The following is a 26,055-nucleotide window of genomic DNA, read 5'->3' on the forward strand; positions in this document are numbered from 1 at the left end:
CTATTGGTCTTGGTTATTAACTTTGTGCCAAATCATGACTTGGTTACCAAAGATCTTAGAGAACCCTTTTACATCTTCGCCTGTCCATGCATTGTTCATCTCTCCATAGCTACCAAACTTATTAGACATTAGGTCATGCTCTGACTCTATACCTATCACCACAAAACGGTGTGGGTGTAACTCTACGATTACCTTACCACTTACGGTCTGCTGTGTACTGCTCAAGAATGCTTCCATATCTCTCATTACTGGATCGTGGAATTGTCCTTCGTGTAGGTAGTTACCATAGAATGACGCCAACTGCTCCTTCCAACTTAGTTGCCACTTCGTCAACGTATGTTTCTCTAAAGTGTGGTGCGCTTTCACTAAAATAATAGGCCCTGCTGCTTCAAAACCAACTCTCCCTTTAATCCCAATAATCGTGTCTCCTACATGGATATCTCTACCGATACCGAATGGTTGAGCTAAGTCTTGTAACTGTTGGATAACCTCAGTAGGTTTTAGTTTCTTACCATTTAAAGCTACTGGCTCACCCTTATCAAAAGTAATCTCCACTGTCTCAGGAGTCACTTTAGTCACCGGTGTAGGCCATGCCTCTTCTGGTAAATATAGATTAGAGGTTAGGGTTTCTTTTCCACCTACTGAAGTTCCCCATAAACCTTTATTAATTGAATATTTTGCTTTCTCTGCATTGATTTCGACACCGTGTTTTTGTAAGAACTCGATCTCTTCTTCTCTGCTTAATTTTAGATCTCTAATCGGCGTAATAATCTGTACACTAGGCACCAATATATTAAAGATCATATCAAAACGCACTTGGTCATTCCCTGCCCCTGTACTACCGTGAGCTACCGCTTCGGCACCAATCTTCTTAGCGTAATTAGCAATAGCTGTAGCCTGACATACACGTTCAGCACTTACTGATAATGGGTAAGTAGCATTCTTCAATACGTTACCAAAGATCAAGTACTTCACACTGTCGTTATAGTAGTCCTCTGTCTCATCGATAGTCGTGTGAGAAGCAACTCCTAAAGCATACGCTTTCTCTTCGATAGTCTTCACTTCTGCTGCATCAAATCCACCTGTGTTTACCACTACAGAGTGTACTTCATACCCTAATTCTTCTTTTAAATAAATTACACAGAAGCTCGTGTCTAATCCTCCGCTAAATGCTAATACAACTTTCTTATTATTCATGATTGATGTGTTTTAAAATTAAAATAGATGTGTTTTTTTGACTGTTTTCTTCAATTGCATTTGCAATCGTTTCAGCAATGAGTACTTTTTCTGCATATTTTTAAGTCTCTCTTTTGCTTTGGTCTTTTGGTCTATTTTATTCCGAAGCTCTTTTTCTTTATCTTCTGGGTTCCAAAGCATGGCTGTACAAAGACAGTTTTTCTTCTCTTTACTCTGTAAGATTTGGAAGTTTACACAACTCTCACACCCTTTCCAGAACATCTCATCCTGAGTTAGTTCTGAGTAAGGCACAGGCTCATAGCCTAAATCTGAGTTGATCTTCATTACAGCAAACCCTGTAGTTAGACCGAATATTTTAGCCTTTGGATATTTCTTTCTAGATAATTCAAAAACACATTTTTTAATAGCTTTTGCCAGTCCCTCTTTTCTAAAAACAGGGTTCACAATCAGTCCAGAATTGGCTACATAATCACCGTGACTCCAAGTCTCTATGTAACAAAAACCAGCCCAAGTACCATCAACATGTAGGGCGATAACAGCCTTACCTTCAACCATTTTATTGGCAACGTACTCTGGTTTTCTTCTAGCAATACCAGTCCCTCTAGCAAGAGCTGACTGAGCCATTTCTTCACAAATTTGTTCCGCATATCCTACGTGTGTTTCATTCGCAGGAATTACGATAAACTGATTTGAATTCATTTCAAAACAAGTGATTAAGAATCAAACGAGCCAAGATATTGATACCGAATAGGTACAATAATCCTCAGACTGTCTGAAAAGCATTAAAAATCAATGATATATGTACAGATATAATGCCAAAAAAGGCATTATACTAAAAAAAGGCTAAAAAAGATTAAGCCCGGGCGCGAGATGACCGCGATGTAGACAATGAGAAAACCGCAACAGTTGCTAAGGCAATGTTGTTAGAGATAAAAGTAATATTTAAATCGGTTCTCTTCATAAGTTTTATAACTGCTTAAATAAGCATGAACAAAGTTTTCTAATTAAAATTGGATTATGCAAGGTTTTTATTAAAAAAATAAAACATCACTCAATACCTTATATACTAAGAGTTTGACAGTATTTGATTCAAAATATTTTTAGTTCATTTTACCTAATAGTTCATTTTGAACGTCATTTCTGCACTCTCCCTTTATTTAAAATAGGATATAAACCACCATTAAAAAGGGTATTTTATTCTCTAAATAAACGCTATAAAAATATCGTTTTTACCTCTAATATTCCACTCAATTAGCCTATAATAACGGTGATAAAATGGAATAAAAAAGAGGAATTATTCTCCAATAACACAATAAAAAAAGCCCTATTCAATGTCTCTTATAATAAGACACTGAATAGGGCTATAAGTATGTTTTTTATCGTATTAGTAGCTAATTAAGCTCTTCACGTCATAATTAGATAACTTATCTCTTCCGTGTAAGAATGATAGTTCCATTAAGAAGTTTACTTGTACTATCTCTCCTCCTAAACGCTCTACAAGCTTACATACAGCCTCTGCTGTACCTCCAGTAGCTAATACATCATCATGGATTAATACCTTCTCTCCTGGCTTAATCGAATCAGTATGTATCTCTAGGATATCTGTTCCGTACTCTAATCCATACGCTTCAGATATCGTGTCAAAAGGAAGTTTACCTGGTTTACGCACAGGAATAAATCCTGCTCCAAGCTTCTCTGCTAACAAAGTAGCAAAAAAGTAACCTCTACTCTCCATCCCTACTACTCTATCAATCTTCTTATCACCTACTAATGCTAATAACTGATTAGTAGCTTCTACCATAGCTGCATGGTCATTTAATAATGGTGTGATATCTTTAAAACCAATACCTTCCTTCGGAAAATCTTGAATATCTCTAATATAATCTGCTATGTTCATAGTCAATATTTTATACTGTAAAAATACAATTATTTATCTGATTTTATTACTTCTATAACCTTGTCACACACTACTTGCGGATCTATTGTATGCATCGCGTTTTCATACCCTTCTACAATCTTATTTCCATACACAGACGTAGGTAATAATGGATACTGTGACCTATCCGCAGTGATACAATAGTCTGCAGGTTGATTAAACGGCGCAAAACCCGCATAAGGATGTGTCGCTCCCCACAGAGTCACAACTTTCTTGCCAAGCATAGCTGCTATATGTGCATTTCCTGAATCCATTGATAGCATTACATCTAAATGCTGTATAAGATTAATCTCTATATCAAACTTCACCTTACCTGCCATCACGATTACATTATAGTTATCGCGCTTTAGCTGGTTCAATAAAGCTATTTCTTTTTCTCCTCCTCCAAATAAGAATATGATAGACTTCTCACGTTCTGCTAAGGAGTCTACTACTTGTTGCATCAAGTTAAGAGGATACACTTTCGTATCATACTGTGCGAAAGGAGCAATCCCAATCCATATGGTATCTTTCTCCTTTACATATTGTAATAACTCTGGGGCTAACTCTGGTACAGCAGGGAACTGAGGATTAGTTAAATCCACTTTAAAGCCAAGCTTAGCTAATGTATTCTGATGATTAGAAAACATCGTAGGCAACTGTTTAAAGACTTTGTTCTCTGCTCGAGTAAGTTCTTTCTTTCCTTCTCTTCCTTTATCTAATGCAGCTACTTTAGTACCACTTAAACTAAATAAGCTTCTGATAATCTGTGCTCGTAGTACATTGTGAAAATCAGCAAAATAATCAACCTTAAGCTTCTTTAAGTCACTAAATAATCTGATCAAACCCAAGAATCCTTTGTGTCGTTTCTTTACGTCAACTGCAAAGAAATCAACCCTGTCTATATCTTTAAAAAAAGGTTTGAAAAAAGGACGAGATACTACAGTCACTCGTACATCTGGATGCTGTGCTACTAAAGCACGCACTACAGGCACTGTCATAGCGACATCCCCCATAGCAGACAATCTAAATACCAATATATGTTTCAACTGTGCCACAACTAGTTAAATTAGGTTATGAACAAGAAAAGCGTGAATACTCACGCTTTCTATATTTTTTATCAAAGATATGATTATTTCTTGTTTTGGTACAATACAGGGTTTAATTCCTCATCATTGTACATTTTCATTTGCTTGTATACTTTCATATACTTATCTCCGTTAGCGATATCATTTAATAAATCATCGATAGCAGTAGTTAAGTCTTTCTTTTGTTCTAAAAGTACATCCAATTTAGCTTGACATTTATCTCTGTGATCTTGAGTAGCTTCAGGTCTAGTAGCTTCTTCATTCATGTGATAAATCTTAAGAGCTAAGATAGATAATCTGTCAATAGCCCAAGCTGGACTCTCAGAGTTAATCTTAGCAGTAGCCTTTACTTGTACATCTTTATGTTTTTGTAAGAAATAGCTATCAATATATTCTACCATATCTGTACGCTCTTGATTCGAAGCATCAATTCTTCTTTTCAATGCTAATGCAGCTACAGGATCAATCTGTGGATCGCGAATAATATCTTCGAAATGCCATTGAACAGTGTCAATCCAGTTCTTTAAATACAATAAATGTTTGATATCATCTTTTGGATATGGGTTGTTGATTGGCTGGTCAACATTATCAAATTTATGATAGTCACGAATACTCTCTTCGAATATTGGAAATGCTAATTCTGAAAACATACTAATTATTTTATTTACAAATATAGTTTTTATACCTTTATCGTACTAATTATACCGAGATGAAAATTCATTATATTTCAGCAGAAAACAGTATCCTGAACCACTTTTTAGCACAACTTAGAGACGTTAATATCCAAAAAGATAGCATGCGATTTAGAAAAAATATCGAGCGAATCGGAGAGATTATGTCTTATGAGTTAAGTAAAAAGTTACCTTATAAGGATATCGCTGTACAAACTCCTCTAGGAGTTAAACACACAACGTGCATTGAAGACAATGTAGTATTATGTTCTATCCTACGTGCTGGTTTAGCACTACACACAGGGTTTATGAACTTCTTTGACAACGCTGAGAATGGATTCGTATCTGCTTATCGCCGTCATGGAAAACATGGTGAGGCTAGTGAGATCTTAGTTGAGTATCAAGCGGCACCTTCATTCCAGGACAAAATATTGATCCTTATTGACCCTATGTTAGCTACAGGACAATCTCTAGTAGCCGTAATCAATAAGCTAATGGCTGAAGAAAAGCCAAAAGAACTACATATAGCTGTAGTTATCGCTGCTCCTGAAGGAGTACAATACTTAGAAGAAAACCTTCCTGATAATGTAAATCTATGGGTAGCTACTCTAGATGAGAAATTAGATGATCACAATTATATCGTACCAGGACTAGGTGATGCTGGAGATCTAGCATACGGACATAAACTATAATACTAACTGCATGAAGTAGAAGAATACCCCTAGTCCAAATACGCTGTATACTATGGCTTCTCTTCTCCACTTCTGTGGAATATCTTCTATATAATTAGCTCCTAATACAGCTAATGGGAAGAAAGTAAATATTAAAGTTCCATTGTTTTTATCAGCAGAAATCACATAAATAGCAACGCCTATAAGGAAAGATAACAGTATTTTCTTATAGGTGCTTTGCATATTAAAAGGCTTCGAAGAAATACTCGCTGCTTGGCTCACAAAGAATAGTAAAGCGATAGGTACATAGACTGCCAAAGCAATATTCTGATATACGTTTTCAAAATACATAAAGTCAAAGCTCACTCTACACTTCTCCCAGAACCAGTCATAATAACTACCGTCTGTAATCACTAAGTACAATTCTAAAAATATAGAAACACAGAAAAAAGCAATAATTGGGATAAACCAGTTTCTATAATCTTTTGCTCCAAAATAAGTTATCGCAAAGAACAATAGAAGTAAAAATAATACACTCCAAAAGTGAAATAACCCTGCTACAAAAATCCATAAAGAGGTATCAAACATCTTCTCCTTAGACTGCTTCAATGAATGCAATGAGAATATTCTTCTCAATGCCAACATGATAAAGTAGTTCGCTATAATAACCTTACTATGTACTAAAACAGTAGGGAATAGCATTAAAAAAGAGACGAATAAAAGAGGTACATAAGCATTGTCCCTTACTAATCGATTACGAGTAGCAATAAACTGTGATAAATACATCATCACCATTAGCAAAGCTAGTAAAACAGTTCTTTTACCAAACTCATAAGTAGTCCAAACCAACTGATCTTGGTCTATAAATAAGTACAAAACACTGATTAATAGAATTAAGATGGTCAGTATAATGTAATTAATTGGTTTTGTTTTACTAAAAATACTTGCTAACATTTATATATTTTATATTTTTGTACATATTAAGCCTATACTTCCATTTTATCGGTTGAATAAGTTTAGTAACGGATTAATAAAATAATTTTATTTAATTTAAAATAAAGTACAATGACTTCATTTTTTCTTGGATTAGGATTCCTTTTTGAAAAAGTTCTATTTATTCCAATGGATCTTTTTGCAAAATTAGAATTAACAAATTGGTGGACTGCAAATATTATTACTTGGGCGTTTATCCTTATTACTTGCTACTATTTTGCTTTTTGGTTAAAACAACTAAAAATCTTCAAAGCAAATAATGAAGATGACCAAGATACTACAGCCCACTCATTTTTAAAATAGTTTCGATTTTTACAAATCGAAACCTATATCTGAACGGTAATAAATCTTATCGAAATTTAGCTTAGCTATGTTTTGATAAGATTTTTTTAATGCCTCATCGTAACTGTTTCCATAAGATGTAACAGCTAATACACGACCTCCATTAGTCACTACTTCTCCATCTTTTAGTGCTGTTCCAGCATGGAATACAATAGAGTCTGTTACGTCATCTATACCTGTAATTACTTTTCCTTTCTCATACTCTTCAGGATAACCACCCGATACTAACATTACTGTAGTAGCTGTGCGCTCATCTAACTCTATCTCTACTGTATCAAGTGTTTCGTTAGCCACTGCTTCAAAAAGATCTACTAAATCAGTCTTCACTCTAGGCATCACCACTTCTGTCTCAGGATCTCCCATACGTACATTATACTCAATCACGAATGGATCATCTCCAACCTTAATCAATCCAATGAATACGAAACCTTTAAAGTCTAAGTTGTCTTCTTGCAATCCTCTTACAGTAGGAATAACTACTCTCTCTTCTACTTTCTTTAAAAAGTCATCAGTAGCAAAAGGAACTGGAGAAACTGCTCCCATACCTCCTGTATTTAACCCTTTATCTCCTTCTCCTATTCTCTTGTAGTCTTTTGCAGTTGGTAATAACTTATATGATTTACCATCCGTTAATACAAAACAACTCAATTCTATACCAGACAAGAATTCTTCAATAACTACTTTAGAACTAGCATCACCAAACTTAGCATCTACTAACATATTCTCTAACTCCGCCTTAGCTTCATTGATGTCTTCTAAAATAACTACTCCTTTACCTGCTGCTAATCCATCTGCTTTCAATACATAAGGAGCTTTTACTGTCTCTAAGAACTTCTTCCCTTCTTCTACTGTATCTTTTGTGAAAGTAGCATAACCAGCTGTCGGTATATTATGTTTAAATAAAAACTCTTTAGCGAAGTCTTTACTTCCTTCTAATTGTGCTCCTTTCATAGAAGGTCCTATTACAGGAATATGATTTACTAGATCATCTCCTTTAAAGAAATCTACAATTCCTTTTACAAGAGGATCTTCAGATCCTACTACCACCATATCAATCTTATGCTCTAGAACAGTCTTCTTTACTGCTTCAAAATCATTTGGATTGACCGCTATATTCTTAGCAATTTTCGCTGTACCAGCATTTCCTGGTGCTACGAATAACTCTTCACATTTAGAACTTTGAAGCATTTTCCAAGCAAGTGCGTGCTCACGTCCTCCTGAACCTAATAGTAAAATTTTCATTAATTGTGTTGTTTGTTATTAAACACCAAAAATAAATATAAATAACACAATAACGAAAGTTACTCTAAAGAAAAAAGCATCTAATTTAGTTTAGATGCTTTCCTATTAATATGCTTTTTTTTCTCCTTTAAAAACATTGTAAACAGTAAGATACACAATCTTTAAATCTAAGAGTATAGACCAGTTCTCTAAATAAAACAAATCATACTTGAATCGATTAATAATATCTCTATCTGTTTCTATTTCTCCTCTATATCCATGTGTCTGTGCCATCCCTGTAATTCCTGGCTTGATAAGGTGACGTAGCATAAACTTGTTTACTCTCTTTGAATATAACTTCGTATGAACCACCATATGAGGTCTAGGCCCTACGATAGACATATCTCCTAAAAAGACATTAATAAACTGAGGAAACTCATCTAAACTAGTTTTACGAATAAAAGCTCCTATCTTAGTTACACGCATATCATTCTTAGTCGCTTGCTTCTGATCACAATCATCATTAACAGCCATAGACCTGAACTTATAACATACAAACTCTTCATCATTGACTCCAGTTCTTTTCTGTTTAAAGAATACAGGTCCTTTAGATTCTCTTTTAATCAAAATAGCGAGTAAAGGAAATAACCAAGACAACACAAATACAATCACTAAAGAAGAGAATACAATATCAAATAACCTTTTTAATAGCTTATTATAGGGCTTATCCAAAGGAATAACACGTCTAGGGACAATAGCTATCAAGTCATAATAGTCTACCTTCAGATTATGTGTAATAATCTGTTTTTGGGTAGGTACATACTTTAATGTTACTAAATTATTATCTGCCAATTCTAATAATCTATGATAATCCTCCCCTTGGATTATTGAAAACTGTATATAAATCTCATCTACCTTATTCTCCAAGATAAGTTGTTCTATCTCATCTACTTTTTCTAAACATAATACATCATCATAAGTAGCAACTATTCTATATCCAAGATCTCCTCTCTTTATAAACAGTTTATTTAATAAAGATATTTCCTTACTCTTTCCTATTAAAATGATATTTCTAGAGTTCCCCCCTAGTACTTTTCGAAAATACTTTAAAGAGAAAAAGATAAAAGACTTCACTCCTGTAATAATCCCAAAAGCATATACACAGTATAGGAATATATCTAAAGGTTCTGCAAACCTAGCTGCAATCCCGTTAAAAGAGGTAATCAATACTAAGATCAGAACAAACTGCTTTACTATTTTCTCTCCAATCTTAACTACTCGTGTATGGCGGAAGACTCCATAGAAGTCGCTCATCCATGCTGCAATAATCCAACCAATAGTAATGACTAAATGAAATAGATATACTCCTTTTAAACTAGAGAAGTATAAAGCTGCCATTGTATTGATTACAAACAAATCAATAGCTATAGTCAATGGTCTAATTAAATACGAATATCTACCTGAATTTTTACTCACTAATATATATACTTTGAAAAATCTTTATGTTCTTCTCTTAATAAATCCTCACTTGAATAAGCTTTAAAGTACTCATACGTCAACTTCATACCCTCACTTCTACCGACTTTTGGTTCCCAACCTAATATGCTCTTAGCCTTCTCAATACTAGGACAACGTTGTAAAGGGTCATTTATTGGTAAATCCTTATAAATAATCTTTTGTTCTGACTGAGTAAGGGCAATAATCTCTTTAGCAAAGTCTAATATTGTAATCTCATCTGGATTTCCAATATTAACTGGTAGGTGATAGTCTGATAACAGTAATCTATAGATACCATCAACTTGATCATCTACATAACAAAAAGATCTAGTCTGACTACCATCACCAAAGACAGTTAAATCTTCTCCTCTTAATGCTTGACCAATAAACGCAGGTATAACACGTCCATCATTAAGTCTCATACGAGGGCCATAAGTGTTGAAAATACGTACTATTCTTGTTTCTACATTATGGAATGTATGATATGCCATTGTAATAGATTCTTGGAATCGTTTAGCTTCATCATATACCCCTCTTGGTCCTATCGTATTTACATTTCCGTAGTATTCTTCTGTCTGTGGATGTACTAATGGATCTCCATATATCTCTGATGTAGATGCTATCAAAATACGCGCTCCTTTTACACGAGCTAAGCCAAGTAGATTATGCGTTCCTAATGAACCTACTTTTAGCGTCTGAATAGGTATCTTTAAATAATCTATCGGACTCGCTGGTGATGCGAAATGAAGTATGTAATCTAACTCTCCTGGTATATGAACAAACTTCGTTACATCATGATGATAAAACTCAAAGTTCTCTAATTGAAATAGGTGTTGGATATTCTTTAAATCACCTGTAATTAAATTATCCATTCCTATTACATGGAAACCTTCAGCTATAAAACGATCACATAAATGCGAGCCTAAAAAACCTGCTGCTCCTGTTATTAATATTTTTTTCATCTCAATTTATTTTATGATTCCCTCTTTCCTAAAAAAAAGAACTAAATCCTTATCTAAATAATTAGTAAGCTTTCTGCTACCATACTCATTAAAATGTGAATCATCATAATATCCTAAAGTGTCATTAATAAATGGCAATTGATTGATAACTCTATTACAATTTAGATTCATATACACCACTTTATTTGACTTACTTATTAGTTCTTTTACATAAGATGATAATGGATTAACCTCTAAGCTATCATTACTACTGACATCTTTTCAAATATATTTTCTATATCTTAGGACAAGATTAGTTTTTAACATTGGATAATCTCCAAGAACACCTATTAAAACTAATAATACAACAAAAACAGGAACTATTCTCTTTTAATCTATTTTAAATAAAACTATGAGAAATCAAAAGCTATTCGACTTTTCTTATCTAGAATAATACTACTAACCAAAAAACAGATATAGCGAAAGATATATTAACACCAACAAACCCTCCTTACAGAAAGGAAGGAGAGAGATGAAATATAAAAACTAATAGAACAGCAACAGTTCTAAGCCCTTGAATATTATAACGAAATCTCATTAATAGTTAATTTAAATAAACTAAAAAATTACAAACATACTGTTACAGCAACTATAACACCATCATTTATTTAAAACAATATATGATAGCTTTTCCATAATATAACTATCTATATTTTTTACAAAATTATTTTCTGAAAATCTCATAGCATTTTGTCTTACTAAATTCAAGTCAAACTCTATTCTTTCAAAAAATTGAATAGCTTTATTCAATGACACTTCTGTCTGCTCTTCAAATAAAACACCAGTAACGCCATCAATCACAGTCTCAAGTACACCTCCCTGACCATATGCAATAACAGGTGTTCCACATGCTTGAGCTTCTAATGGTGCAATCCCAAAATCTTCAACTCCAGCATGAATAAACCCTTTTGCCCTACTAATATATTTATAAACATCTTCTGACTCTAAAAAACCTTTAAATTCAATATTCTGACTGTCTATGGCAATAGTTTCTAGTTTTTTCTTCATACTTCCATCACCAATAATAACTAATCTTTTGCCATTATCTTTAAAAGCTTTAACTATAACATCAAATCTTTTATACTCTACAAGTCTACCTACAGTTACATAATAGTCTTCTTTATCAATACATAAATTAAACTTTTCTGTATTAACTGGTGGATATATAACTATTGAATCTCTATTATAGTTCTTCTTCACCCATTGTTGAACAAACTTAGAGTTTACTATAATATAATCTGGTAACTGTGCTTGCTTATAATCTTGTTTCTGAAGAAATCTAAAAAGTGGTGTGAAAAGTGGTGTAAATACACCAAAATACAATGCTGCTTCTTCCCAAATATACTTAAAGTTCCTTGCTTGAAAATAACTAAAATGTACTTGCTCTTTTCTACTTTTCCTAATTCCTTTAGCTACACAGTGAGAAGATGAGATAATCACCTCTATATCTGAGTCAACTTTCAATTTTCTAATAAAAAAAGGAAACAATGGAAATAACACTCTAAAAAACTTACCAAATATCTGTAATGATGACGTAATAATTTTTCTATTCTGCAGAGTGTAAATTTTATTCAAATCATTCTCAGACATAACATTTACCATTGTATATGTTTCATCAAAACTATATTCTTTATTCAAAATAGCTACTACACGTTCCGCCCCACCATATTTATCATACCAATCTACTACCAATGCTTTCTTCATTAAGCCTCTTTTTTATTATCAAAAAACTTTATACTAACTATCAAAAACAAAGTAAACCCAAACAAATAAGCTCCTAATTGTCTATCTAATAAGTTTTCAACAAAACAAAAATTAAATAGACAAACCAATAATCCTATTGAAAAAAAGTTTTTTCTAACTATTACTGCCGTTCTAAAAAATAAACTAAACAACAACAATACACCTATAGCACCTGATAATAAATAATATTCGATAAATTGGTTATGAGTATTAAATAATGCATCAAGAAAATATTGTCTCATTTTATTATCACGTGTAGAGTCATCATAGCATTGAGCTAATTTATTATCTATAATACCAATATTACCCACTCCTACTATAGGACTAAAATCTTCTCCTTTTGCTATAGAACTAGCACATCTCCATATTACTATTCTAGGTTCTTTTTCTGCTAACTTATCAATCACATTTGTCCCAATTAAAGTATCTACTTCAAAGCGATTTTTAAGAGTTGGACTAACTGATACTATCCCAATACTAAAAGATAGTAACAATATCAGTAATCCTAACTTATACAACACCTTCATCTTATTATAGAAAATATAATAGATTACTCCTATACATACTAATGAAACTAATTGAATACGGATAGCTATAAACATCATATAGCATACAAAAAGCAATGCTGCCCCTAAATATATGTACCTAACTTTACTCTTAATCTTTGAGAACATAAAAAAAGAAAGAATTATACCTATATTCAGTATAAACCCTAAATAAGGTCTAGCAACAATAAGCATAGGATCAATATGTCCTCCTGTACTCATATTGAATTCGTCACTGCTAATAAAATATTTATATATATTAAATCCACCTCCTACAACTAAAAAGAATAAGATTAGTATAATCGCAGAAAAGAGCTTTTTAATATCTTTTATATTAAACAACCCAAAAAAAGAAACTAATAGTAAACCTAAAAAACCTATCCTTTTATCTCCTAAATCATCGCCTATAAAGGCTCTTATCAATTGATACATTACAATAGTAAAAAGAATAAATACAATGCTCTTATTTTCTTGGTAATAATTCTTAAAGTCATTCCACCCCTCTTTTACATTCAAAAAAGAAGTAATTAATAGTAATACTAAAGCTATGTTCACTATTCTAAAATCAAAGAAAAGGAAGAATAAAAATAAAGAAACACTGAGTGGGTATAAATAACTTCGTATTTTACTTAACATACTGTTTGATTTTTAATATTAGATTCCTTGAAGTATATAATAGTAAGTAGTTTCTTCCAAGACTAAGTATTTTCACAAGAGAAAAAGGTACGTTTTTTTTAATCACCTTTATCCGACTCCTTATCTGTTCTTTTCTTCTCAAAGTACTTATTGACTTCTCATTTACATAGTAATTAATTAGAGGTTCAGGATAATTCTCTACCCTTCCAAAATTCATTATATTATAAAAATAACCGTAGTCTTCAGCGTATTTACAATCAATAGGATAATAACCAACATCTTTTACAACTTCTAATCTAAAAACAACTGAAGGGTGGACAAAACAACTATTATAGCGCATCTTTTTTACTATTTGATCATTAGAACAAGGATGCTGTAATATATATAAAAACTTATTACTTTTCTCATCTATATAATTCGCCCAAGATCCTAACAACAATAAGTCCGGATTCTGATCTAAATATGTCACCTGTTTAAAGAATCTATCCTCTAAACAAGTGTCTCCACTATCCAACCTACCAACATATTCGTAATCATTATCTTTTATATACTCTAATCCAGCATTTAACGCATTCTCAATACCAACATTTTCTATCATCGTAATTATATTAACATTCCCTTCAAAAGTTATTCCTTCTAGATGACTCCGTTTTAAAACTTCTTTACTACCATCATCTACAATTACTACATCCACAACAAGTTTATCCTTTATTGAATTTAAAGACTTCAGCAACCCTTCAAAATCATTATAAAAAGGGATTAATAATGCTAATCTATTCTTATTAAACACTTTCTCCATTTTCTATCCTAATTAACATAACTACACATAACCAAAAACCTAACTGTCTAAAATAATCTAATTGGAACCAATTAATTAAGTACCCTATTATACTTATAAATAACACAACACTTATAACAGTTATATCAAAACTTGAACCAGTCGCAACAACAAATACTTTTCTTATCAAAAGAAATAAGAAACTACAAAATAAAACAAATCCAATAATTCCTGTTTCAGCTAATACCTTTAAATAGAGATTAAAATCCGGGGCAAAACTATACACTTCTTCATTTAAATACCAATCAGTAAATTCACTATTATTTTCAATTGCCCAATTAGGATAATGGTTCCTTTTATGGAAACCATTTTGTCCTAAACCAACACCTACAATCGGATTTTCTTTAAACACTTGTATTGTTGCATATTGCATACCAAATCGCGTCTTATTAGAAATATTACTCTCTACATTAAAGAAGTTTAATTTCTTAGAACTAATTTCTACTATTTTATTAAAATTTAAACTCCCTATTACCAATAAAGAAAAAACAATACCTAACAAATATTTTAGATTTACTTTTATCCCTTTATATTTAATATACAATAATATACCAACTAAGACTTGAATAAAAATTATTACTAAAGCAGCTCGAGCTCCACTTAAAATTGTGAGTAATACTATAGCAATACTTGGCAATATTCTTTTAAACCAATTATTTTCTGTAAACACATAACTAAACATCCAGCCAAAAGCAAATATGAGATAATTGCCTAAAGCTGGAACCTCAAAGCTTACTGAAGACAACCTTTCACCATAAAATTCCCTCTTATCTAGTATTGGCATAAAATTTAACCACTCTATAAAATCTTTGACCCATCTTATACTATACATATTAACTAAGAATTCTAAAAGTCCGTATACAAATACAATAATAAAAGACATAAAAACTATTCTTCTAATTTTATAAAAAAAACATATAATTGATGAGTTTTTTAAAACCTTACTGAAGTAATAAATTAGAAAATATGAGGTTAAAATAATAGAGATTGCCTGAAATATAAATTTATTATTACCACTCCTATGTTTAAAATAACTAACCTGTATTTCACTATAATTAAAAAAATACGTTAATAAACTCCAGCCAAAAAACAAAGACCACAACCAAATCACTTTACTCTTATAAGGAAAAATAATTCTTTTATTTAAAAACACATCCTCTATTATTGCTAATATCCCACCTAATAACCAGCAATAAATAGCAGACTCATGTGAATACTCTCTAAGGATAGAAAGTCCTGCAATCTGATTAAACGGTATTAAAAATATACCTGTTAAAAAAAATAAAGTATACCACTTTTTTATAAACAAATACATTTATCCCTTCTTTTTTAATAATTTAATTCTCTCAAAATTCTTATTCCCTATAATATTTCTCAAAAAAACTTTTATCTTTTTATTACGTCTCTCCGTTTTAGAAAGCCAAGAGCCCGCAAAATGATGAATTGCTACAGTATTATCAGTCTTTCTAATCTTACCATCTAAATGGGACTTAGGACAAAATACATCACTCGGATAAAATGCTATATAATTTGGTATTATTTGAAAAGAATTATTCAGAACAAGCCCCTTAATCTTCATAATATCAGTAATTACATTAACATTAGTAGTCATATCCATCTCACCATCAGATTTTATAAAGCTTCTATTCTCATAATATTCTAACATATCACTAACCCATCTTCCATCTTTAATACTTGCCATTATTCCTGTAGGAACACTATTATTATCTTCAAAGCCAGAAAATGCTTCATGATGTAAAAAACAGTCTAAGTTTTTCAAAATCTCAACATCTGTATCAAGATAAATACCTCCATATTGCTTTAGAACATACAATCTACATACATCTGAAACAAACGCGTACTTTTTGCATTCTAATGCCTGCCTAGCAAAAGGATATCTATCCAAATCAAAATTATCTTCTGTCCAAAACATTAGTTCATATTCTGGTAGATATTTTCGCCAAGATTCAACACATTTATTTATTAAATCTGGAAACTCTCCTTTTCCAAACCAACAATAATGTATAATTTTTGGTATCATAATTTACATTTTAAAGAAATTATATTTTTTTACATTGAGAAGTACATACTTGTAAATTAATACAAAACTAATAAAATACAAAAAGTACAATATACTATAAACTCCTAGAACAGACTCAAATCCATAATATGGTACTAGTAAAAAACATAACAACAGGTTCGTTAAATTAAAAATAACTTCAATAACAATAGCTAATTTAATTAATGCTTTTGCAACAAGTATAAAACTTAAAATTTGCGCTAATACTTTAAAAAAGTCACCTATTAATTGCCAATAAAGGACTGATCCCACTACAGCAAACTCATCTGTAGCAAGAATTTTAATAATAAAATACCTACCAATATAAATTACGGTTAAAACAATTATTGAAATAGGTATTACAATTTTATAAGTATTTCTAACTTCTTTTTTCAAATCTTCTACTAAACTTATTTCTGAAATACGTGGAATATAATATGTAGAAATAATTATAGAAAAAAACATAATAGTAACACTAGATACTCTTAAAACAAACTCATAATATCCAGCTGCGGCTAGACTATCCTCTCTTATAATTATCTTTCTAATCAAGATAGTTACTATAGGTACTAAAACAGTAGAGAACAAAGACAAAACTGCATATTTAGATAAATCAATAGCAAAACCTCTATTAAAGGGTAAAAAAAGATACTTTTTTATGGAATACCATTCTTGTTTTCTAATATAGAAATAAGTTACTATAAATATAATAGTTTGATTTAAAGCCAAACTAATTAAAACTCCCTCAATTTTATAACTATAAATTAATAACACTGTTATAAGTAAACCAAAAAGATTACTAACAATGGATATTAAATTAAACTTTTTAAATTCTTTAAATCCATTAAGAACAGAAGTAAATAAAGAGTTTAAACCACTTAAAATGAGTGTAACTCCCAACACTATAAATACATAATAAAATTTACTATCTAATAGAATATAAGTAGATAAATAATATGCTCCTAAAACTATTAATACAGCTAATATCAAGCTACTGTATATGACAAGTCTTAAACCTACACCTATAATAGAATTTAATCGAGTAACATCTTCTTTAGCATACTGAGCTACATATTTTACAATACCTTGACTAATTGCTGTTCCTGCTAAAGTAACAGACAACAATACAAAGTTATTCAATTGTCCTATTAGTGCCAATCCTTCAGGTCCTAACAATACAGCAACAACTTTTGCAATAACAACAGCTGATAATATCTTAGAAATAGCAGCAACCCCAGAATACAGACTAGCAACTAAAAATGCGTTATTTTTAAATTTATTTACTAAGTTATTTATCATATCTACATACCCAACACACTATACCTCGGCCTACTAGCCCTAGTAGGATATTCCTCAGTAGTGATTGGATTCACTTTTATATTAATATTATTCTCTTTAAATATGGATACCGCAAAGTCATACCAAGAGCAAATTACATCGCCTCTATAATGATAAACCCCATAATCATGATTTCCTTGCATCAGAGACATTAAAAAATGACATAATTCTATTGCATGAGTAGGACAACCTATTTGATCCATTACAACACTTACTTCACTTTTAGTCTCTGCTAATCTCAACATCGTCTTCTTAAAATTATGACCATAATCAGAGTACACCCATGAAGTACGCACGATATAGTAACGCTTCATATTCGCTTTTATGTATAATTCTCCCTTTAATTTAGAAGCACCATACACATTAATAGGATTTGGGATATCAGAGACAGTATAAGGAGTCTGTTTATGACCATCAAATACAAAGTCAGTAGACAGGTGCACTAACGTAGTATTGTATTGATTACATGCTCTTGTTAAGTGCATTACTCCTTCAGCATTTACTTTATACGCTAATTCTTCCTCATCCTCTGCTCTATCTACAGCAGTATAAGCAGCTAAATTAAAACAATAATCAGGGTACACTTTACTGAAAACCTCATCTATCGAAACTTCATTCGTTATATCTAACTGACTAGAATCAAAGAAAAAGAATTCCACTCCATCATATTCATGACTTATAGATTGTAAGCATTGTCCTACTTGTCCTTTAGCCCCTGTAACTAATATCTTGATCATATAGGTAAAGCATTTTCGAATAATGGTAATACCTTATCTTTATCAGAAACGATAACCTCATCAAGATTAAACTCCCAATCAATCCCTAAACTTGGATCATTATAGATGATACCCCCTTCAGATTCTTTATTATAAACGTTATCGCACTTATAAGCGAATATTGCCGTCTCACTCTTTACTAAAAAACCATGCGCGCACCCTCTAGGGATAAACACCTGTTTAAAATTATCTGCTGATAGCACTTGAGTGAACTGCTGTCCATATGTACTAGAGTCCTTGCGAAGATCCACTACTACATCTAATACCTCACCTTGTAATACTCTTACTAGCTTAGCTTGCTGATAAGCTCCTCTTTGGTAATGAAGCCCTCTTAGAACGCCCTTAGAAGACTTAGATTGGTTGTCTTGAATAAAACGTACAGCTAACCCTGTTTCTTTCGCAAAAACAGCCTCATTAAAGCTCTCTAAGAAATATCCTCGCTCATCGAAGAATACCTTTGGTTCTATGATAACACAATCTTGTATAGGAGTAGTAAATACCTTCATCTTTTCAACTAAATTCTAAGACTATAAAATTACACTTAAATTCACAATTTAACATATAAATCAAAATAAAAAGCCACCACATATATTCTGTGATGGCTCATTTATCTTAAACTATTTAGAATTTAATTACTTAATATTAAATATCTGCTCTAGTATTTTAATGGTAATTAAGTAAGTAGGCTTTACTCCTGTTGTACCTAACCCTCCTGAAGCTAATGTACTACCTGTCTCTAATGGGTTATCAGAAGCATAGTAAGCATATCTTACTTTCACATCAGGATTAATACTTTTTCTGATCTTAGAAGCAGACTGTATTGCTTTTTGGTAGTGAGCACCTTCCATCTCTAGACCGATTACACCCCATGTAGAATCGTGGAAGAACTTTAATAAATCCTTATTTTGAAGTGATGTCCCTAATACAGTTACCATTGTTCCTCCAAATACAGGGATATCATCATTCTTAAACATATCTACTGTCAATTCATTGTCAAAAGGATAATTATCCCCTGTTCCCTCATTAATATGAGCGAATGGAATCATGATATCTCCTTTACCTCCCACTAAGATACCTGCTTTACCCATGATAGATACAGATTCCACATCTATCATCGTTGTCTTTTTATAAGGCTTTAAAAGCTCATCAATCGTCTCATAAGCCTGCTCACCGAAAGCGTAATCCATAACGATAATCACAGGATACTCTCCTTCTATTTGCTGAGCCTTAAAGTTTGTAGTAGCGAAATCTATCTTAGCAGTATCGAAGATTTGTACGTCAATGTTCGTTCCTGACTCATCTCTTAAGAAAGTCATTCCTTCATTTTCAGCGCGTTCATTAACCAAATCTCTAAGGTGTTTGTTCTCAGGCTTGCTAAGCTCTTCGTATACCTCTAGCTCAGAACTTACCTCTACTTCACTCTTTACAACTGAAGGAGCAAAAATAGAATTCATAACACTGTGCATATTCGCACTGATGATATGGATTGGACGTTCTAATAATCCTTTAGCTGTGAGCACCTCTTTAATTCTATCAGACCACATTTCTCCATAGATATGGTGTCCTAGACGTTCTCTAAGTAGTGGGCTAAAAGTGATTGTACGTTTATCGTTATACACATCCTCTTCTATCGCTAACTTTCCTAACCAATAAATCACGTCTAAGAAACGGTCTGGATTCTCAGGAATAGCAAATTTCTCATATACATCTAGAACCTCAGCAAAAGAACGTCCTAATACATTAGCTAGGTGAGACATGATTACCTCTTTCTCCTCTAATTCTAAAAACTCTTCTTTTTTAGCTGCCGTTTCTATCTTTTTCCAATCGCGAGTTACCTTACCATCTTCTCCTATCAATACACGATCTTTAATCTTATGTGATTCGATAAATATAAATGTCAAGTGAGTCAAAACATCATAGATATCAGATCTACCTCTAGTGATCTCGATATTCATCTGCTCCTCATCTATTCGATAACAGTTTCTTCTTCTCTTAGGTGGTACGATAGCTGTAAAGTGAGAGAATGAATACCCCTCATCAGATGTCAAGTTAATATAACGACACTCCTCTATTCCGATCGGAAGGCGTTCTATAACATATAACAATCCGTTTAACTCTACTTTTTCTTCTGCGATAGTACCATATATTTCTGGACGCAATTCTAATAGCGCTTCTCTTAATGTATCTCCTGACACTCCCATCGGTTTATAGAAACCTCTGTTGAACAAATGGCGCATTGTAATATACATACGCTCCACAGCTGCAGACGACACTTGCGCTCTCGTTCTAGATATATTCTTTATCTCTTTCATATACTTCTCCTTTTTACGTCTTATTATTTCTTTTTACTAATATAATTTTAATTGATCAGCGATGATTCTATCATTGCTTAATCGAGGCAATTTATTTTGCCCTCCTAGCTTCCCTATACTTTTCATATAGTTATTAAAGCCTTCTTGTTTTACTTTAGAGATGACTAATGTCTTCAACACCTTTCCTACAATTAGATCATCATAATACATATTCTGCTTTCTTAGGGCATTATCTATCTTTAAAGCAAAAGCTTCTAAATCCTCAGGTTCATTGCCGAACTCTATCAACCATTCATGGTAAGGCAATCCCTCTTCTGGACTAATCTGTGGCGCTACAGTAAACTCATTAACAGTTACTGACGTACCCTCCATAGCTTCTTGTATAGCAGATTCTACCTCCTTACCGATTACATGTTCTCCGAATGCAGAGATAAAATGCTTTATACGCCCAGATACCACTACTCTATAAGGCTTTAGATTAACGAACTGTACCGTATCACCGATATTGTACCCCCATAGTCCAGCGTTAGTAGAGATAATTAATACATAATTCACACCAAGCTCTACCTCTCCTATCGTATATCTTCTAGCGTTCTCATGAAAGAACTCCTCTACTTTTATAAACTCATAGAAGATACCTGCATTTAGCAGTAATAACATCCCTTTCTCTGTCTGTGTATCTTGATAAGCGAAGAATCCTTCAGAAGCAGGGAACAACTCTATAGATGGTACCTTACGTCCTATCATTTGTTCAAATTTACCTCTATAAGGCTCATAGTTTACACCGCCATAAATGAACAAATTAAAGTTAGGAAATATATCCCCTACAGGTTTACCTTTTTTCTCCTTTAGTTTTTCGAAGTACATCTGTACCCAGCTCGGAATACCAGAGATCACACTCATATTCTGATCTACTGTCTCTTCCACGATAGCATCTACTTTAGTCTCCCAGTCCTCTATACAGTTTGTTTCTAGACTAGGCAGTCTATTCTTCTGTAAATAAGCAGGAACATAGTGAGCTACTATCCCTGATAGTCTACCTAATTTTATACCATTTTTCTCATCTAGTATAGGGCTCCCTTGTAAGAAGATCATTTTACCATTTACGAAGTCCGCTTTACCTGTCTCATATACATAAGCTAATATTGCATTACGAGCAGCTTCTATATGATACGGCATAGACTCTTTGGTTAATGGGATATACTTAGCCCCCGAAGTTGTACCCGAAGTCTTTGCGAAATATAAAGGTTTACCTTTCCACAACACATCACTCTCACCAGCTACTACTCTATCTACATAAGGTCTTAATCCTTCATAATCTCTGATGGGTACATGTTTTACGAAATCTTCGTAGCTATTAATATAAGCAAAATTATGGTCTTTTCCAAATGCCGTATGCTTAGCATCCTCTAACAATTGTTCAAAAACCTTCTTTTGCGTATTAATAGGATCATTGACCCACTTCTGTGTTTTCTTATGTATAATTGAAGCAAATACTTTAGCCCCAAATGATTTTATTGACATATTCTCTTATTCTAAATCTATAAATAATGAGCTATCTAATGGATAGGCATCTTTCCATAATTCGAAGTGGAAGTATTTTGTAGAAGCATTTAATGCGGTAGCCTCACTACTTCCATCAAAAAGACCGATTACTTCTCCTGACCTTACACTTTCATATTCTCCTTTAGTAAGAGAAGTTAAGTGTTTATATACAGATATTAAACCTTCATCGTGTAGCAAGATGATTGTATAACCATCTTTTATAGTCCAGTCTACGAATAACACTGTCCCTTTACTAATCGCTTTTACAGGTGTATTAGCAGGGGCTCTAAAGTCCACACCGAAGTGCATTGCTCTACTATCGTATTTTCTAACTATTTCTGCATTAATTGGGCTAAACAGGACTTGGCTAACTTTAGGTTTACTCTCTTCGAAGAGGTTATATTTATCCTCTAGTCGAACCATTTCTCTTAGCTTCATATCAGTTTCACTAGGATCTTTATGCTCGATTTGATTTAATGGTTTCTGAGTTAGCTTTAAAGAGTCTATACTAGCCTCTGTCACCTGTATTTCTCCTAACAAGGCACTTTTGATTGCACTTAGATACTGTTGATTCTGTCTAGACTCATTCTCTAGCGAATCTACTTTCAGAGCTAATTCGACTGCCTTTTGTTTTAGCTCAGCAGAAGAATACCCAGGTATATATTCCTTTAATGGAGTTAATACCAACATCAAAACAGTTGATAGAATAAATAAAAATACCAATGTAGTACTGGCACCAAAAACATTAAGTAAATTAAGCTTAAAAGACTTTACATCTTCGAACGTCTTATCATTAACGATAACAATACGGTATTTACTTAAAAGTGTATTTTTCCACTTTTTTCTTTTATGTCCCTTTCCTAACATCTGTACCTATTTTACTACACAAATATAATAATTATAAAATTTGACTCTATCACTTTACCTAAATATTCACAGTTTAAAAGAAAATTCCTTACTACATAAACGTTAAAAGTTAAATAAAACCTATTACGAATAAACGTTTTACATTTTTCTTACTATATTTGTCGCTACTTAATGTTTCAAAAAGATTATTATGAACTCATTACACATATTTTTAGGAATGGTTGGGCCATGGCAAATTATAGTTATTGTAGCTATCATTCTATTGTTATTCGGAGGTAAAAAAATCCCTGAATTAATGAGAGGACTTGGTTCTGGTATCAAAGAATTTAAAGATGCTACTAGAGACGAAAACGCTCAACAGACAACTAAAAAAGAGAATACACAAGACAATTCTAAGACAGAATAATTCTGTTCTAAACTTATATATTTTACGCGTTATATGGCTTGCCGTATAACGCTTTTTTTGTTTCTATACATCACTATAGCTCAAAAAAAAGTACCTATCTTGACAATAAAAGATAGGCACTTCACTTATAAAACATAATAAAAACACTACTTACCTGCTTGTTTTCTTTTTCAATAACAACATTATTGTTTTCAAACTCAAGTACTAGTTTAAAAACAAGTATCGTGCCAAAAACAAGATTTAGAAATGTTTTTTTTTAATCTAATATCATAGACAGTTGTATTCTCTTTTTAGCTACATCTACATCAGTCACCTTCACTTGTACATGCTGGTGTAACTTCACTACTTCATTCACGTCTGATACAAAGCCTGCCTTAAGTTGAGAGATATGCACTAGACCACTCTCTTTAATTCCTACATCTACAAAACAACCAAAATTGGTAATATTATTGATAATACCAGGCAGTACCTGACCTATTTTTAAGTCTGTAATCTGTTTCACACTAGGATCAAACTCGAATACCTTAGCACTGTGTCTAGGGTCTAACCCAGGCTTCTCTAATTCTTTTAAGATATCTTGAAGCGCTAATGCTCCTACCTCACCCGTAGTATATTTATTAGCATCTACCTTAGCGATAAGTTCTTTATTAGAGATCATATCCCCTATAGACACCTTCATATCTTTAGCGATCTTCTCTACCACACCATAAGCCTCTGGATGTACAGCAGAGTCGTCTAATGGATTCTTAGCGTTCTTAATACGCACAAATGCAGCTGCCTGTTGGAAGGCTTTATCTCCTAGTCGAGGTACTTTCTTAAGTTCTGTTCTGCTCTCGAATGGCCCATTCTCAGTTCTGTATTGCACTATATTCTCAGCCATCTTCTCACCTATCCCAGACACATAGCTCAATAACGATTTACTAGCAGTATTTAGGTTAACTCCTACTGAGTTCACACACTTCATCACCACATTATCTAGCTCTTTTTTAAGCATAGACTGATCTACATCGTGCTGATACTGTCCTACTCCGATAGACTTAGGATCTATCTTCACTAGCTCTGCTAATGGATCAGACAGACGACGCCCGATAGACACAGCACCTCTCACTGTCACATCATAAGTAGGAAACTCTTCTCTCGCTATCTTAGATGCAGAATACACAGATGCTCCAGCCTCATTCACTACGAATACTTGTACAGGCTTATCAAAAGCTATTTTCTTAATAAAGAACTCCGTCTCTCTAGAGGCTGTACCATTACCGATGGCGATAGCTTCTACATTGTATGCATTGACCATAGAGCGAATCTTCTTCATCGCCATAGTAGTATCCTTCTGAGGAGCATGAGGAAATATAGTCTCATTGTATAACAAATCTCCTTGCTCATCTAAACAAACCACCTTACACCCAGTCTTAAACCCTGGGTCGATAGCTAATATGCGTTTCTCTCCTAATGGCGAACCTAATAACAACTGAGTAAGGTTATCAGCAAATACCTGTATAGAGTTTAAATCTGCCTTCTCCTTCGCTTCTACCAAGGCTTCATTAGACAATGCAGGCTCTAACAGACGTTTATAGCTATCCGCGACTGCCTTCTCTACTATCTTACCACACTCATTCTTACCTTTGACTACATTATCTTCTATGAAACTAATAGCCTCACTCTTATCAATACCTACATTAAACTTGATAAAACCCTCTTTCTCTGCTCTTAGAATAGCTAATAATCGATGTGCAGGTATCTTATACACAGGTTCTGCCCAATCAAAATATTGCTCAAACTTCTGCGCATTCTCTTCTTCTTTTTTTGCCTTTACTACCTTAGTACTGATCACCCCACTGCGTTGGAACTTTCTTCTCAGTGATTTTCTCACATACATATTTTCATTAATCCATTCAGCGATGATATCAGATGCCCCTTGTATAGCCTCTTCTTCACTTCCTACCTTATCATTAAGATATTTAGCAGCGATAGACTCTATATCATGAGCATTCTGAGCCATAATCACTTTAGCCAATGGCTCTAGACCGTTCTCTCTAGCAGTATCAGCCTTCGTCTTACGAGTCTTCTTATAGGGCAAGTATAAATCCTCTATCTCTGTTAGATCAAAGCTATTTGTAATCTTATTGCGCAATTCATCCGTTAGCTTTCCCTGTTCTTCTATAGAACCTAATATAGACTCCTTTCTCTTCACTATCCCTTCGTACAGCTCACTATACTTCGCTATCTTTTCGATAATCACCTCATCTAGATTACCTGTTCTATCTTTTCTATATCTAGCGATAAACGGTATAGTACATCCCTCTCCTAACAGAGACAGCGTATTCTCTATACTTTTTGTACTAGCACTCACAGCCTGTTGAATAAACTCTATCAACGTCATATTTTATTATT

The 26,055-nt window shown here is 33.0% G+C and carries 25 protein-coding genes; 3 read left to right on the forward strand and 22 right to left on the reverse strand.

Annotation, left to right across the window (positions count from 1 at the left end; genetic code table 11):
* From argG to BK054_RS05060, 5 genes are all read right to left on the reverse strand, one after another.
* On the reverse strand, positions 1 to 1,197 hold the full coding sequence (argG, locus tag BK054_RS05040) for an argininosuccinate synthase (RefSeq protein ID WP_071307007.1): 1,197 nt from the start codon (positions 1,195 to 1,197) through the stop codon (positions 1 to 3).
* An 18-nt stretch (positions 1,198 to 1,215) separates the two neighbouring features.
* Positions 1,216 to 1,896: an N-acetyltransferase gene (locus BK054_RS05045; RefSeq protein ID WP_006257992.1), complete on the reverse strand. Its 681-nt coding sequence runs from the start codon at positions 1,894 to 1,896 to the stop codon at positions 1,216 to 1,218.
* A gap of 685 nt (positions 1,897 to 2,581) precedes the next feature.
* On the reverse strand, positions 2,582 to 3,094 hold the full coding sequence (locus tag BK054_RS05050; protein WP_006257991.1) for an adenine phosphoribosyltransferase: 513 nt from the start codon (positions 3,092 to 3,094) through the stop codon (positions 2,582 to 2,584).
* A 29-nt stretch (positions 3,095 to 3,123) separates the two neighbouring features.
* The gene (locus tag BK054_RS05055) at positions 3,124 to 4,170 is read right to left on the reverse strand and encodes a glycosyltransferase family 9 protein (protein ID WP_006257990.1); all 1,047 of its coding nucleotides are present in this window, start codon (positions 4,168 to 4,170) and stop codon (positions 3,124 to 3,126) included.
* A gap of 74 nt (positions 4,171 to 4,244) precedes the next feature.
* A complete protein-coding gene (locus BK054_RS05060) occupies positions 4,245 to 4,850 on the reverse strand; it encodes a DUF4254 domain-containing protein (RefSeq protein WP_006257989.1) in 606 nt (201 codons plus the stop codon).
* 59 nt (positions 4,851 to 4,909) lie between these two features.
* Here BK054_RS05060 and upp point away from each other — a divergent pair, with 59 nt between their 5' ends.
* The gene (gene upp, locus BK054_RS05065) at positions 4,910 to 5,563 is read left to right on the forward strand and encodes a uracil phosphoribosyltransferase (protein ID WP_006257988.1); all 654 of its coding nucleotides are present in this window, start codon (positions 4,910 to 4,912) and stop codon (positions 5,561 to 5,563) included.
* Here upp and BK054_RS05070 read toward each other — a convergent pair.
* Positions 5,558 to 6,496: a DUF6427 family protein gene (locus BK054_RS05070; RefSeq protein WP_006257987.1), complete on the reverse strand. Its 939-nt coding sequence runs from the start codon at positions 6,494 to 6,496 to the stop codon at positions 5,558 to 5,560. The two genes, upp and BK054_RS05070, sit on opposite strands and share 6 nt — an antisense overlap.
* 111 nt (positions 6,497 to 6,607) lie before the next feature.
* Here BK054_RS05070 and BK054_RS05075 point away from each other — a divergent pair, with 111 nt between their 5' ends.
* A complete protein-coding gene (locus BK054_RS05075; RefSeq protein WP_006257986.1) occupies positions 6,608 to 6,838 on the forward strand; it encodes a DUF6341 family protein in 231 nt (76 codons plus the stop codon).
* A 9-nt stretch (positions 6,839 to 6,847) separates the two neighbouring features.
* Here the strand turns inward: BK054_RS05075 and purD are convergent, their stop codons facing one another.
* The 15 genes from purD to BK054_RS05145 form a co-directional block, all read right to left on the reverse strand.
* On the reverse strand, positions 6,848 to 8,119 hold the full coding sequence (gene purD, locus BK054_RS05080; RefSeq protein WP_071307008.1) for a phosphoribosylamine--glycine ligase: 1,272 nt from the start codon (positions 8,117 to 8,119) through the stop codon (positions 6,848 to 6,850).
* 105 nt (positions 8,120 to 8,224) lie between these two features.
* Positions 8,225 to 9,574, reverse strand: coding sequence for an exopolysaccharide biosynthesis polyprenyl glycosylphosphotransferase (locus tag BK054_RS05085; protein ID WP_071307009.1), 1,350 nt, complete (start codon positions 9,572 to 9,574; stop codon positions 8,225 to 8,227).
* Complete coding sequence (locus BK054_RS05090; protein WP_006262436.1) at positions 9,574 to 10,557, reverse strand: UDP-glucuronic acid decarboxylase family protein; 984 nt, start codon at positions 10,555 to 10,557, stop codon at positions 9,574 to 9,576. The genes BK054_RS05085 and BK054_RS05090 overlap by 1 nt, the downstream gene beginning before the upstream one ends.
* Positions 10,558 to 10,563: 6 nt before the next feature.
* Positions 10,564 to 10,728, reverse strand: coding sequence for a hypothetical protein (locus tag BK054_RS18425; protein WP_006262437.1), 165 nt, complete (start codon positions 10,726 to 10,728; stop codon positions 10,564 to 10,566).
* 468 nt (positions 10,729 to 11,196) lie between these two features.
* Positions 11,197 to 12,300: a glycosyltransferase gene (locus BK054_RS05095; protein ID WP_071307010.1), complete on the reverse strand. Its 1,104-nt coding sequence runs from the start codon at positions 12,298 to 12,300 to the stop codon at positions 11,197 to 11,199.
* Positions 12,300 to 13,520, reverse strand: a complete 1,221-nt coding sequence (locus BK054_RS05100) for an O-antigen ligase family protein (protein WP_006262439.1) — start codon at positions 13,518 to 13,520, stop codon at positions 12,300 to 12,302. Before BK054_RS05100 ends, BK054_RS05095 begins: the two co-directional genes overlap by 1 nt.
* Positions 13,510 to 14,319 (reverse strand): glycosyltransferase, encoded by an 810-nt coding sequence (locus tag BK054_RS05105; RefSeq protein ID WP_006262440.1) that lies wholly within the window; start codon positions 14,317 to 14,319, stop codon positions 13,510 to 13,512. The genes BK054_RS05100 and BK054_RS05105 overlap by 11 nt, the downstream gene beginning before the upstream one ends.
* Positions 14,303 to 15,673, reverse strand: a complete 1,371-nt coding sequence (locus tag BK054_RS05110) for an O-antigen ligase family protein (protein WP_071307011.1) — start codon at positions 15,671 to 15,673, stop codon at positions 14,303 to 14,305. The genes BK054_RS05105 and BK054_RS05110 overlap by 17 nt, the downstream gene beginning before the upstream one ends.
* On the reverse strand, positions 15,674 to 16,399 hold the full coding sequence (locus BK054_RS05115) for a glycosyltransferase family 32 protein (RefSeq protein WP_006262442.1): 726 nt from the start codon (positions 16,397 to 16,399) through the stop codon (positions 15,674 to 15,676).
* 3 nt (positions 16,400 to 16,402) lie between these two features.
* Positions 16,403 to 17,716, reverse strand: a complete 1,314-nt coding sequence (locus tag BK054_RS05120) for an O-antigen translocase (protein ID WP_006265987.1) — start codon at positions 17,714 to 17,716, stop codon at positions 16,403 to 16,405.
* A 2-nt stretch (positions 17,717 to 17,718) separates the two neighbouring features.
* Positions 17,719 to 18,492, reverse strand: a complete 774-nt coding sequence (gene rfbD / locus BK054_RS05125; RefSeq protein WP_006257975.1) for a dTDP-4-dehydrorhamnose reductase — start codon at positions 18,490 to 18,492, stop codon at positions 17,719 to 17,721.
* Positions 18,489 to 19,037, reverse strand: coding sequence for a dTDP-4-dehydrorhamnose 3,5-epimerase (gene rfbC, locus BK054_RS05130; protein ID WP_006257974.1), 549 nt, complete (start codon positions 19,035 to 19,037; stop codon positions 18,489 to 18,491). The genes rfbD and rfbC overlap by 4 nt, the downstream gene beginning before the upstream one ends.
* A gap of 126 nt (positions 19,038 to 19,163) precedes the next feature.
* Positions 19,164 to 20,843: a DUF6909 family protein gene (locus BK054_RS05135; protein ID WP_006257973.1), complete on the reverse strand. Its 1,680-nt coding sequence runs from the start codon at positions 20,841 to 20,843 to the stop codon at positions 19,164 to 19,166.
* A 36-nt stretch (positions 20,844 to 20,879) separates the two neighbouring features.
* The gene (locus BK054_RS05140) at positions 20,880 to 22,367 is read right to left on the reverse strand and encodes a GH3 auxin-responsive promoter family protein (protein WP_071307012.1); all 1,488 of its coding nucleotides are present in this window, start codon (positions 22,365 to 22,367) and stop codon (positions 20,880 to 20,882) included.
* A gap of 6 nt (positions 22,368 to 22,373) precedes the next feature.
* Complete coding sequence (locus BK054_RS05145) at positions 22,374 to 23,255, reverse strand: murein hydrolase activator EnvC family protein (protein ID WP_006257971.1); 882 nt, start codon at positions 23,253 to 23,255, stop codon at positions 22,374 to 22,376.
* 190 nt (positions 23,256 to 23,445) lie between these two features.
* Between BK054_RS05145 and BK054_RS05150 the strand changes: the two genes are divergently transcribed.
* Entirely contained in the window at positions 23,446 to 23,661 is a 216-nt protein-coding gene (locus BK054_RS05150) for a twin-arginine translocase TatA/TatE family subunit (RefSeq protein WP_006257970.1), read from the forward strand.
* Between the two features lie 256 nt (positions 23,662 to 23,917).
* On the opposite strand, the gene BK054_RS05155 is transcribed toward BK054_RS05150, so the two are convergent.
* A complete protein-coding gene (locus BK054_RS05155; protein ID WP_071307013.1) occupies positions 23,918 to 26,044 on the reverse strand; it encodes a Tex family protein in 2,127 nt (708 codons plus the stop codon).
* Positions 26,045 to 26,055: the final 11 nt, after the last annotated feature.

It is taken from the genome of Myroides sp. ZB35, from assembly GCF_001865835.1.
In the GTDB taxonomy this organism is placed as follows: Bacteria; Bacteroidota; Bacteroidia; order Flavobacteriales; family Flavobacteriaceae; genus Flavobacterium; species Flavobacterium odoratimimum.

What these genes read in the sequence shown, in the direction of transcription:
- argG (WP_071307007.1), bottom strand. Translation starts at nt 1,197, where the DNA reads ATGAATAATAAGAAAGTTGTATTAGCATTTAGCGGAGGATTAGACACG.
- BK054_RS05045 (WP_006257992.1), bottom strand. Translation starts at nt 1,896, where the DNA reads ATGAATTCAAATCAGTTTATCGTAATTCCTGCGAATGAAACACACGTA.
- BK054_RS05050 (WP_006257991.1), bottom strand. Translation starts at nt 3,094, where the DNA reads ATGAACATAGCAGATTATATTAGAGATATTCAAGATTTTCCGAAGGAA.
- BK054_RS05060 (WP_006257989.1), bottom strand. Translation starts at nt 4,850, where the DNA reads ATGTTTTCAGAATTAGCATTTCCAATATTCGAAGAGAGTATTCGTGAC.
- upp (WP_006257988.1), top strand. Translation starts at nt 4,910, where the DNA reads ATGAAAATTCATTATATTTCAGCAGAAAACAGTATCCTGAACCACTTT.
- BK054_RS05070 (WP_006257987.1), bottom strand. Translation starts at nt 6,496, where the DNA reads ATGTTAGCAAGTATTTTTAGTAAAACAAAACCAATTAATTACATTATA.
- BK054_RS05075 (WP_006257986.1), top strand. Translation starts at nt 6,608, where the DNA reads ATGACTTCATTTTTTCTTGGATTAGGATTCCTTTTTGAAAAAGTTCTA.
- purD (WP_071307008.1), bottom strand. Translation starts at nt 8,119, where the DNA reads ATGAAAATTTTACTATTAGGTTCAGGAGGACGTGAGCACGCACTTGCT.
- BK054_RS05090 (WP_006262436.1), bottom strand. Translation starts at nt 10,557, where the DNA reads ATGAAAAAAATATTAATAACAGGAGCAGCAGGTTTTTTAGGCTCGCAT.
- BK054_RS18425 (WP_006262437.1), bottom strand. Translation starts at nt 10,728, where the DNA reads ATGAATCTAAATTGTAATAGAGTTATCAATCAATTGCCATTTATTAAT.
- BK054_RS05095 (WP_071307010.1), bottom strand. Translation starts at nt 12,300, where the DNA reads ATGAAGAAAGCATTGGTAGTAGATTGGTATGATAAATATGGTGGGGCG.
- BK054_RS05100 (WP_006262439.1), bottom strand. Translation starts at nt 13,520, where the DNA reads ATGTTAAGTAAAATACGAAGTTATTTATACCCACTCAGTGTTTCTTTA.
- BK054_RS05105 (WP_006262440.1), bottom strand. Translation starts at nt 14,319, where the DNA reads ATGGAGAAAGTGTTTAATAAGAATAGATTAGCATTATTAATCCCTTTT.
- BK054_RS05110 (WP_071307011.1), bottom strand. Translation starts at nt 15,673, where the DNA reads ATGTATTTGTTTATAAAAAAGTGGTATACTTTATTTTTTTTAACAGGT.
- BK054_RS05115 (WP_006262442.1), bottom strand. Translation starts at nt 16,399, where the DNA reads ATGATACCAAAAATTATACATTATTGTTGGTTTGGAAAAGGAGAGTTT.
- BK054_RS05120 (WP_006265987.1), bottom strand. Translation starts at nt 17,716, where the DNA reads ATGATAAATAACTTAGTAAATAAATTTAAAAATAACGCATTTTTAGTT.
- rfbD (WP_006257975.1), bottom strand. Translation starts at nt 18,492, where the DNA reads ATGATCAAGATATTAGTTACAGGGGCTAAAGGACAAGTAGGACAATGC.
- rfbC (WP_006257974.1), bottom strand. Translation starts at nt 19,037, where the DNA reads ATGAAGGTATTTACTACTCCTATACAAGATTGTGTTATCATAGAACCA.
- BK054_RS05135 (WP_006257973.1), bottom strand. Translation starts at nt 20,843, where the DNA reads ATGAAAGAGATAAAGAATATATCTAGAACGAGAGCGCAAGTGTCGTCT.
- BK054_RS05140 (WP_071307012.1), bottom strand. Translation starts at nt 22,367, where the DNA reads ATGTCAATAAAATCATTTGGGGCTAAAGTATTTGCTTCAATTATACAT.
- BK054_RS05145 (WP_006257971.1), bottom strand. Translation starts at nt 23,255, where the DNA reads ATGTTAGGAAAGGGACATAAAAGAAAAAAGTGGAAAAATACACTTTTA.
- BK054_RS05150 (WP_006257970.1), top strand. Translation starts at nt 23,446, where the DNA reads ATGAACTCATTACACATATTTTTAGGAATGGTTGGGCCATGGCAAATT.
- BK054_RS05155 (WP_071307013.1), bottom strand. Translation starts at nt 26,044, where the DNA reads ATGACGTTGATAGAGTTTATTCAACAGGCTGTGAGTGCTAGTACAAAA.